This is a genomic window from Longimicrobium sp., from assembly GCF_036280135.1.
Lineage (GTDB): Bacteria > Gemmatimonadota > Gemmatimonadetes > Longimicrobiales > Longimicrobiaceae > Longimicrobium.
Genome location: NZ_DASURI010000659.1, coordinates 1 through 8997, shown reverse-complemented (window position 1 = coordinate 8997; position 8997 = coordinate 1). Strand labels below are relative to the sequence as shown.

General features: G+C 71.8%; 9 protein-coding genes. 6 read left to right on the top strand and 3 right to left on the bottom strand.

The features are described 5' to 3' along the window. Positions 1-655: hypothetical protein (locus tag VFZ20_RS21450; protein ID WP_329685993.1), on the bottom strand; the 655-nt coding region annotated here is incomplete at its 3' end. A gap of 152 nt (positions 656-807) precedes the next feature. Between VFZ20_RS21450 and VFZ20_RS21445 the strand changes: the two genes are divergently transcribed. Next, positions 808-2199: a HEAT repeat domain-containing protein gene (locus VFZ20_RS21445; RefSeq protein WP_329685992.1), complete on the top strand. Its 1392-nt coding sequence runs from the start codon at positions 808-810 to the stop codon at positions 2197-2199. Between the two features lie 335 nt (positions 2200-2534). Here the strand turns inward: VFZ20_RS21445 and VFZ20_RS21440 are convergent, their stop codons facing one another. Next, positions 2535-3845: a lysophospholipid acyltransferase family protein gene (locus VFZ20_RS21440; RefSeq protein ID WP_329685991.1), complete on the bottom strand. Its 1311-nt coding sequence runs from the start codon at positions 3843-3845 to the stop codon at positions 2535-2537. Between the two features lie 328 nt (positions 3846-4173). Between VFZ20_RS21440 and VFZ20_RS21435 the strand changes: the two genes are divergently transcribed. Both VFZ20_RS21435 and VFZ20_RS21430 read left to right on the top strand, forming a co-directional pair. After that, on the top strand, positions 4174-4476 hold the full coding sequence (locus VFZ20_RS21435) for a hypothetical protein (protein ID WP_329685990.1): 303 nt from the start codon (positions 4174-4176) through the stop codon (positions 4474-4476). A gap of 2 nt (positions 4477-4478) precedes the next feature. Then, complete coding sequence (locus tag VFZ20_RS21430) at positions 4479-4739, top strand: hypothetical protein (RefSeq protein ID WP_329685989.1); 261 nt, start codon at positions 4479-4481, stop codon at positions 4737-4739. A gap of 19 nt (positions 4740-4758) precedes the next feature. On the opposite strand, the gene rlmN is transcribed toward VFZ20_RS21430, so the two are convergent. Further along, positions 4759-5889 (bottom strand): 23S rRNA (adenine(2503)-C(2))-methyltransferase RlmN, encoded by a 1131-nt coding sequence (rlmN, locus tag VFZ20_RS21425; RefSeq protein WP_329685988.1) that lies wholly within the window; start codon positions 5887-5889, stop codon positions 4759-4761. Positions 5890-6035: 146 nt separating this feature from the next. Here rlmN and VFZ20_RS21420 point away from each other — a divergent pair, with 146 nt between their 5' ends. The 3 genes from VFZ20_RS21420 to aspS are packed head-to-tail and all read left to right on the top strand — an operon-like array spanning position 6036 to position 8748. Then, positions 6036-6494: a PTS sugar transporter subunit IIA gene (locus VFZ20_RS21420; protein WP_329685987.1), complete on the top strand. Its 459-nt coding sequence runs from the start codon at positions 6036-6038 to the stop codon at positions 6492-6494. Further along, on the top strand, positions 6494-6883 hold the full coding sequence (locus tag VFZ20_RS21415) for a VanZ family protein (protein ID WP_329685986.1): 390 nt from the start codon (positions 6494-6496) through the stop codon (positions 6881-6883). The genes VFZ20_RS21420 and VFZ20_RS21415 overlap by 1 nt, the downstream gene beginning before the upstream one ends. Then, positions 6880-8748, top strand: coding sequence for an aspartate--tRNA ligase (aspS, locus tag VFZ20_RS21410; protein ID WP_329685985.1), 1869 nt, complete (start codon positions 6880-6882; stop codon positions 8746-8748). Before VFZ20_RS21415 ends, aspS begins: the two co-directional genes overlap by 4 nt. The last annotated feature ends 249 nt before the right edge of the window (positions 8749-8997 follow it).

The following is an 8997-nucleotide window of genomic DNA, read 5'->3' as shown; positions in this document are numbered from 1 at the left end:
CGGCCCGCCAGATGTCCGCGGCGATGTCGTCGGCGGGACGCATCTCGCCGCCGGGGTGCACGCAGTCCACGGCCGTCCAGTGGCCGCGGAACTGTGTTTGGCACAGGTGCTGGTAGACGTCGTGGCAGCGGGCCAGGTACGCCTCGTTGCGCTCGTGCAGGTCCGCCGCGTGCTCGGTGTAGTCCCGCGCGCCCTTGCGCAGCACCATCCGCGCCGAGGTGGCGGGCGGCACCTCCAGCAGCACCGTCCGGTCCACCCGCGGCAGGCCGTTCACGTCGTGCTCCAGGGCCGAGAGCCAGCGGAGAAAGCCGTCCAGCTGCTCCGGCGCCACCCGCGCGCCCTGGTAGGCCAGGTTGGACGCCACGTACCGGTCCAGCACCAGCACGTCGTGCGCCGCGCGCAGTTCAGCGATCAGCGGCGCGGATTCCATGCGGTCGCCGGCGAACAGCAGCGCGGCGGCCTGGGGCTGGATGGTCTCCAGCTCGCCCAGCCTGCCGTTCAGGTAGTCCGCCACGAAGCGGGAGAACACGGTGGTGCCGTAGCGCGGAAATGACAGGCTGGCGACGGAGAGCCCGGCTTCCGTGAGGCGGGCCTTGAGCAGCTGCAGCTGCGTGTTCTTGCCCGAGGCGTCCAGCCCTTCCAGCGAGATGATCATCGGTGCGGCGCGTGCGTTCGTGGCGATGGAGGATCGGCTCACACGTTACCATCCGCGCTCCCCGCCCGACAGCCTTGCCGCCGCGCATCCGCCCGCGTACCGTCCGGATGCTCGTCTCCGCGGTGTCTCCCGATCCCACTTCCCGCACTTCGATGAAAGCGATCTCCGTCCAGATCCGCACCGCGTGCGGCAAGTGCGGCTCGCCGCTGCCGCTGAACGCGATGGTGCCGCGCCTGGCGTGCCCCGCGTGCAGCGCGGAGAACGAGCTGAGCGATGCGTTCTGGACGGCCGTGCTGGGCGACAGCAGCCTGAGTACCTGCACCATCATCACCGAGGGGCGGACGGTGGCGATGGAGGTGGGCCGCGGCGCGGACCCCGAGTGCGCCACCTGCGGCGCGACCATCCCGGCCCGCGAGGCGATGGCCGGCGCGGAGCAGGGATTCGTGGCGTGCGGCAACTGCGCCGCGCGGGTGCGGGTGCGCGTCCCGCCAAAAGCCTGGGTGCTCTCCGGCTTTCGCCTGCTCGTCGGCGAGGACGAGATGCAGATCCCGGCCGAGGGAGAGACGCTGCCGGTCTCGCGCGGGGCGATGGGGCCGGTCGCCTTCAACTGCCCCAACTGCGCCGGCGTGCTGCAGGTGGATGGCAGCGCGCGCGTGGTGAAGTGCGGATACTGCGCAGGATCGGCGTACCTGCCGGACGACCTGTGGCACGTCTTCCATCCGGTGGCCGTCGCGAGGCCGTGGTACCTGCTGTACGGCCGCGGCCTGGCGAAGCACGCGCGCAAGGACGCCGAGGATCCGGCGACCTCGCCCGAGCGCCTGGCGGAGCTGGCGCAGCACATGGACTACGCCGTGCGCGAGGCCGTCGTCCGGCATCGCAACACGGCGCCGGAGACGCTGCGGATGCTGGTGGAGGCGGACGAGACGCTGGGGACGGACGCGCTCGACAACCCGTCGCTCACCCCGGAGCTGTGGGCGCTGCTGGCGGGGACGGGGCAGAGCTGGATCCTGCGCAAGATTGCCGGCCACCGCCACGCTCCGGCGGACGTGCTGCGGGCCGTCGCCGATCACGTGGTCCATCGCCTGTCGGACGACTGGGACGGCGACGAGGACGACTTCGATTCGTCGGACGTGGACCAGGTGCTGGAGGGGCTGGCGGGGAACGCGGCGACGCCGTCCGAGGTGCTGGCGCGCGTCGCGGCGCTGAACGCGGAGCGCCGCCCGTCCGAGCGCGCGGATATCGGTGAGGCGCTGGCGAAGCACGCGAACGCGCCCGCCGCGCTCCTGGCGGACTCGGCGCGCAGCGAGGACGACTCCGTTCGCCAGGCCGTCGCCGCGCACCGGGGCACGACCGTGGAGGTGCTGGAGCCGCTGGCGGCGGATGCGGATTGGAACGTGCGCGCGGCGGTGGCCAAGCGCACGGAGGTGAGCCCCGAGACGCTCAAGCGCCTGGGCAAGGATGCGGATTCCGACGTGCGCGAAGCCGCCCGCGCGAACCCGTCCTATCCGCGCTTTAGCCTGTGGAAGGCGCTGTTCGGGGGATGATGCGGCGGAGCGGGAATGTGGCCAGGAGGGGGCCACCGGGCTCCGTGCCGAGCGAATGAATTCGCTGCTGGAAACGCGTGAAGTCCGCCTGCGCGGACTGCCTCAGAGAAGGCTGGCTGATGTGCACCGGAGCGGCGTTCGCGCCGCTAAATTGCGGCATCGCGAGATGCCTGCCTCCCCGCCGGGCCTGTCCCGTGTTGGTGGTTGAAGCCCTGTTCGCAGAGCGCGTCAGCGCGAGACAGGGCTTACTGCTGTCCTAGCGGCGGGTTTACCCGCTCAAGCTGGGGCGCGGCATCTGATCTCGGTCTTTGTCTGCTCGCACGTCGTACTCCCCCTCAAACCCGCACCGTCTCCCACGTCTCCGCCAGCCTCTGCGCGAGCGCGCGCTGGCGCTGGCGCAGGTCCAGCAGCGCCTCCGCGCGCAGCGTGCGGACGAAGAACCGGCGCGCCTCGCCGCCGGCCTGGCGCCACATGTCCACCACCACGACGGTGAGAAACGCCAGCGCCGGCAGCAGCGCCAGCGCCGCCAGGGCCCACGGCCATCCGAAGATCCATCCGATCGCGATCGCCAGCAGCACCGTCCACACCACGTGCAGCGCCGCGCCGGCCAGCGCCTTGTACGTAGCACGGATGTCCTCCGGCGGCTTCGCGCGATCGACTAGCACGCCGGTCAGGCGGTAGGGCACGTAGTACAGCACCATCCCCACGGCCGCGACGGGCAGCAGCGAGCGCAGCACCGTCAGCTGGCGAAAGGCCCAGCGGGCCGCCTCGGCCGCGCTGGCGCTGGCCTTTACCTCCACGGGCGTCATCCGCAGCACGCGCAGCAGCCGCGCGTGGCCGTGGACGTCGCGCGCCAGGCGCTCCCATTCGCCCGGGCGCTCGCGGCGCAGGCGGGCCAGCGCGTCCGTCGTGCCCTTGAGCCGCGCCACGCGCGCCGCCGGCGACGGGTCCGTAGGCAGCTCGGCCGAGTACACCGCCTCCGCCGTCTCCACCAGCGGCGCGTCCTCCCACCGCTCCAGGTTCACCGTCACGGCCTCCAGCGCGTCCTCGATGCGCGCCGTGAGCGCCCGCACGGCCTCGTGGTCCCCCTCGCCGCGTCCGGCCAGGTCCTCCCACTCCACCGGCTTGCCCACGACCGCCATCGCCTCCGAACGAAAGCGGTCCTTGCGCCGGAACACCAGCCCCACCGGCACGATGGGCAGCGCGCGGCCCAGCAGCGCCGCGCCCCCCAGCGCGATACGCGCGGCGCCCGTCTTGAGCGGCACCATGGCCGGCTCGCTGTGGCTGGTCCCTTCCGGGAAGATGGCGACGGCCGAGCCCTCGTTCAGCGCCGCGTGCACGGCGCGAAAGGTGTCGTCGTTGCTGCCGGGCGCCGCGCCGTCCACGCGCCGGTACACGGGGATGGACCCCGATCCGCGCACCAGGAACCCCACGAGCGGATCGGTGAACAGCGGCGCCTTGGCCATGAACCGTACCGGCCGCCCCGCCACGGCCGCCACGAGCGCGGGGTCCATGAGCGAGTTGGGATGATTGGCGACGAGCAGCACGGGGCCCGTGCGCGGCACCCGCTCACCCGCGACGGTGAGCCGGTAGAACGTGCGCACGGCCAGCGACGACACCTGCGAAAAGACGGGGAGAAGCCACACGGGACGCGCGGGGAGCGATCAGGTGGGGAAGATCGGACGGGATGCGGATCGGCGGCGGATGACGATGGCCGGGGTCACGGCACCGGCTGCAAAGCTATGCGCGCCGGGCGTCCCGGACAATTCGCCGGACGCGAAACGTGCGGGATGCGGATCACGGGATCGCGCGACGCCGCGCCGTGCCTGGAGCGGCCCTGGTTCACACCTGTCCGCGTCGGAGCGCTCCGAATTCGGCCCTTGTGAAAGCAGGCAAGTTTACGCATCGTACATCCCGCGGCGCGCCTCATCGGGGCCGTGCCGGCCGTCGCAACGCTCACATCGGGAGGGGAACATGGGCAGTCACTACGAAAGCCGCGAGCGCGACACCCGCGAGCAGCCCGTGCGCGATCCGTGGCCGTTGAGCGGGCTGGCGGCAATGTTCTTTCGCGCGCGCCGTCCCGGGCTCGGCGGGTTGCCGGAGCGGGGCATGCTCGGCGTTACCTGGCCCCTGAACAACGACGAGTTCATGCGGCGCGAGATCCACCGGAACCTGGAGCAGATCGGCCAGATCCTGCGGCGCCTGGACGTACGGCAGGCCGAGATTGACAGGCTGGGTACCGAGACCCGCGCCATCCTGGCGGAGCTGGCCACCTGAGCATGCTCAAGGAGATCTTCGAGGCCACCACGACCGCGCTGCGGCTGGCGCAGGACGTCGACAGGAACAAGAAAGAGATCGAGGACATGCGCCGGGAGCTCCACGACGTCACATCCACCGTGCGGCGGCTCGAGCTGGAGCTACGGCAGGTGTCGGAGCGGGAAGAGCGGGAGCGGCAGCTCATCATGCTGCAGCTGGAGAACATGCTCCTGCGTCGGCGGAACCTGCTGATGCCGCCGGAGGGCGCGGCGGACGAGCTGTGAGACTCGTCCGCCGCGTCCGTCAGATGCTGCCCATCTGCACCGGGGTGCGGCCCTCCGTGACCTCGGCGCGCAGCTGACCGCACGCCGCGGCGATGTCGCGGCCGCGCGACTCGCGCACGGCGGCCGTCACGCCCAGGCGCTTGAGCCGCTCCACGAAAAAGTCCAGCCGCGCGCGCTTGCTGGGCTTCCAGTCCGTCCCCGGGATGGGGTTGAAGGGGATCAGGTTCACGAACGCCGTGAACTCCTTGACCACCTCGGCCAGCTCGTCCGCCAGCTCCGGCTGGTCCGTGACCCCGTCGATCATCACGTACTCGAACGTGATGCGCTTGCCGCCCGCCGCGTCGAAGCGGCGCAGCGACTCCAGCAGCTCGGGGAGCGGGTACTTCTTCTCCAGCGGGATGAGCTTTTGCCGCAGGTCGTGGTTGGGCGCGTGCAGCGACACGGCCAGCCGGTACTGCTCCGGCATCTCCGCCAGTCGCAGGATCCCCGGCACCACGCCCACCGTGCTGATGGTGATGCGCCGCGCGCCGAACTTGTAGCCGCGGTTCAGGATGGCCAGCGTGGGAAAGAGCGCCTTGGGGTTCATGAGCGGCTCGCCCATCCCCATGAAGACGATGTTGGTGACGTCGTCGTAGCCGTTTTCCTGCGCCCAGCGGCGCGCCCCGCGAAACTGCGCCACGATCTCGCCCGGCGTGAGCTGGCGCCGGTACCCGGCCCAGCCCGTGGCGCAGAAGGTGCACGCCATGGCGCACCCCGCCTGCGACGAGATGCACAGGGTCAGGCGCGTGGGCGTGGGGATGAGCACCGACTCGATCAGGTCGCCGTCGGCCAGGCGCCACAGGTGCTTGGCCGTGCCGTCCACCGAGCGCGAGACCTTGGCGGGCTCCAGCCCCGTAAAGCTGAACGACTCGGCCAGGGCCGCGCGCTCCGCCTGGGGCAGGTCCGTCATCTCGGCAAAGGAGAACGCGCCCCGCTCAAAGATCCAGCGCACCACCTGGCCCACGCGGTACGCCGGCTGCCCGCGGGCGGCAAAGTGCGCGCGCAGGGCGGCGTCGGCGTCCTCGGGAAGCATGCCCACCAGGTCGGGGCGGGCGGTGGCCTGGGTCTGCTGCGGCGTGGCGATCATGATGGCGCGTTCGTGTACTTGCACGGGGTTCAATCCCGTTGATTCACCGCATGGGCCCGCGGGTTCCCCGCGCGCTTGCAGGCCCCGTGGGCCGGGCGTATGTTTGCAAGCTCCGCACCCCGGCCACGCCACGGCGTGGCCTGACCGTTTCTGGCCCGTGAGGTTTGCCGGTGCTGCTCAGCGAGCTGCTGACCCTCCATCGCGTTCGCGTGCCCCTGCGGGGCACCACCAAGCAGGCCCTGCTGGAGGAGCTGGTGGGCGTGCTGCGCGATTCCGGCGCCGTGGCCGACGCCGACGCGGTGCTGTCGGCCGTGCGCGCGCGCGAGGCGGTGCTCAGCACGGGCGTGGGCAGCGGCGTGGGCATTCCCCACGGCAAGAGCGACCGCGCGCCCGCCCTTGTGATGGCCGCCGGCGTGACGCACGCGCCCGTGGACTTCGACGCGCTGGACGGCCAGCCCGTGCGCCTGCTGTTCCTGATCGTGGCGCCCGAGTCCGAGGCGGGGCTGCACGTAAAGGCACTGGGCCGCATCTCGCGCCTGGTGCGCCGCGACGACTTTCGCGACCGGCTGATGGCGGCCGAGTCCGCCGAGGCGTTCATGGCCGTGCTGGCCGAGGCCGAGGAGGCGTGATGCGCCGGCTGCGGCCCTGGCTGCCGGCGCTGGCGTGGGCGGGGTTGATCTTCTACCTGTCGTCCCGCTCCACGCTGCCCGTGGAGCCGCGCTTTCCGTACTTCGACAAGGTGGCGCACTTCAGCGCGTACGCCATCCTGGGCGCGCTGCTGGCGTTCGCCACGGACCGCTCGCGGCTGCCCATGGCCCTGGCCGTGGGGCTGGGCGTGCTGTACGGGGCCAGCGACGAGGTGCACCAGGTGTTCGTGCCCGGCCGCTCGCCCGACGTGCTGGACTGGGCCGCCGACGCCGCCGGCGTGCTGACGGCCTGCCTTCTTTACACCCGCTGGCGTTCGCGCCGCGCCGCCGCGCGCGCGGCCGGGGCGGACGCCTCGTTCTTACGCGCATGACGGACCTTCTGCAGACCGCTTACCGAACCCGCGCCGCCGGCTCGCTCCGCGCGGCCGACGCCGGCATCCCCGTGACGGTGGCCGGCTGGGTGCACCGCAACCGCGACCTGGGCGGCATCGTCTTCCTGGACCTGCGCGACCGCGAGGGCGTGGTGCAGGTGTCGTTCGATCCGTCGTGGACGCCCGCCGAGGTGCTGGCCGAGGCGCGCCGCCTGGGCCCGGAGGACGTGGTGCAGGTGGAGGGCACCGTCTTTCCCCGCATCCACGGGCAGATCAACGAGCACCTGGACACGGGCGAGGTGGAGGTGCGCGGCACGGGCCTCACCGTCCTCACGCGCGCCGAGACGCTGCCCATCCAGGTGGACTACGCCGCGGACGAGGAGCTGCCAGGCGAGGACCTGCGCCTGCGCTACCGCTACCTGGACCTGCGCCGCCCCGCGCTGCTGCGCAACTTCATCGTGCGCCACCAGGCGGCGCTGGCCGCGCGATCGTACCTGGCGGGGCAGGGGTTCCTGGAAGTGGAGACGCCCCTGCTCACCAAGCCCACGCCCGAGGGCGCGCGCGACTTCCTAGTGCCCAGCCGGGTGCACCCGGGCGAGTTCTACGCGCTCCCCCAGTCGCCGCAGATCTACAAGCAGCTGCTGATGGTGAGCGGCTTTGACCGCTACTTCCAGATCGCCCGCTGCCTGCGCGACGAGGACCTGCGGGCGGACCGCCAGCCGGAGTTCACGCAGATCGACGCCGAGATGGCGTTCGTGGACGAGGAAGACGTGTTCCGCATCGGCGAGGCGCTCATGGCGGCCGTGTTCCGCGACGTGGCCGGCGTGGAGCTGGAGACGCCGTTTCCGCGGATGACGTACGCCGAGGCCATGGCGCGCTACGGCAGCGACAAGCCCGACCTGCGCAACCCGCTGGAGATCGTGGACCTCACGGACGTGCTCGTCCGCGCGGACTTTCGCCTATTCCAGGGCGTGCAGGGGAGCTCGCAGCGCATCCGCGGCCTGCGCGTGCCCGGCGGCGCGCGGCTGTCGCGCCGCGAGCTGGACGAGCTGCAGGAGGTCGCCAGGCGCGGCGGGGCGGCCGGCGCCCTGTGGGTCAAGCGCGGCGACGACGGCGCCCTGGCCGGCCAGTTCGCCAAGGGGCTGGACGAGGCGCTGGCGAACGAGTTCTACGGCGCGTCCGGCATGGAGGCGGGCGACCTGTTCGTGGCCGTCGTGGGCCGGTTCCGCGGCATCGAGGGCGAGGGTCCGGAGCTGGACCGCGCCCTGGACGAGCTGCGCCGGCACCTGGGCAAGAAGCTGGACCTGATCGACACCGACAAGCACGCGTGGCTGTGGGTGACGGAGTTCCCCGTGTTCGACTGGGACCCGGACCACGAGCGGCTGATCTACGCCCACAACCCGTTCAGCATGCCCGCGGGCGATGCCGTGCAGCACATCCTGGAGGCCACGAAGGATGGCCAGCTGTCCACCGAGGTGGCGAAGCGGCTGTACGGGATGGGGCTGCGCTCGCGCGCGTACGACGCCGTGTACAACGGGGCGGAGATGGCGAGCGGCTCCGTGCGCATCCACGTGCCGGCGTGGCAGCAGGCCATCTTCACGGCGCTGGGGATCGGGCCGGAGGAGGCGCAGGCCAAGTTCGGGTTCCTGCTGGAGGCGTACCGCTACGGCGCGCCGCCGCACGCGGGCTTCGCGTTCGGCTTCGACCGGCTGGTGATGATGCTGACGGGGACCAGCAACCTGCGTGACGTGGTGGCGTTCCCCAAGACGGCGTCTGCGCGGGCCCTGTTCGAGGAGGCGCCCACGCCCATCGGCGACGAGCAGCTGCGCGACGTGCACGTGCAGGTTCGCGCGCCCGGCGCCTGATCGGCGCACGGATCGGCACGCAAGGTGTAACAGGATTCCGAGGGGCGGGGGAGACCTCGCCCCTCGGGCGTTGTGGGCGGGAGGACGGGACGAAGGTACGAAGGTAAGGGCAGGGTGTTGCCGTTGCTGCGCGACGGCGGGGCCCTCTCCCCCGACCGGCCTTTTGCTCGTTCCTCGCAACGGCGGTCGACCCCTCCCCCAACTTCGGGGGAGGGGTTAGCGAGAGGGGCGAGATCGTGCACCCTCGCC

Coding starts and splice junctions, on each gene's coding strand:
- VFZ20_RS21435 (WP_329685990.1), top strand. CDS start 4,174: ATGGGCAGTCACTACGAAAGCCGCGAGCGCGACACCCGCGAGCAGCCC.
- VFZ20_RS21445 (WP_329685992.1), top strand. CDS start 808: ATGAAAGCGATCTCCGTCCAGATCCGCACCGCGTGCGGCAAGTGCGGC.
- VFZ20_RS21415 (WP_329685986.1), top strand. CDS start 6,494: ATGCGCCGGCTGCGGCCCTGGCTGCCGGCGCTGGCGTGGGCGGGGTTG.
- aspS (WP_329685985.1), top strand. CDS start 6,880: ATGACGGACCTTCTGCAGACCGCTTACCGAACCCGCGCCGCCGGCTCG.
- VFZ20_RS21430 (WP_329685989.1), top strand. CDS start 4,479: ATGCTCAAGGAGATCTTCGAGGCCACCACGACCGCGCTGCGGCTGGCG.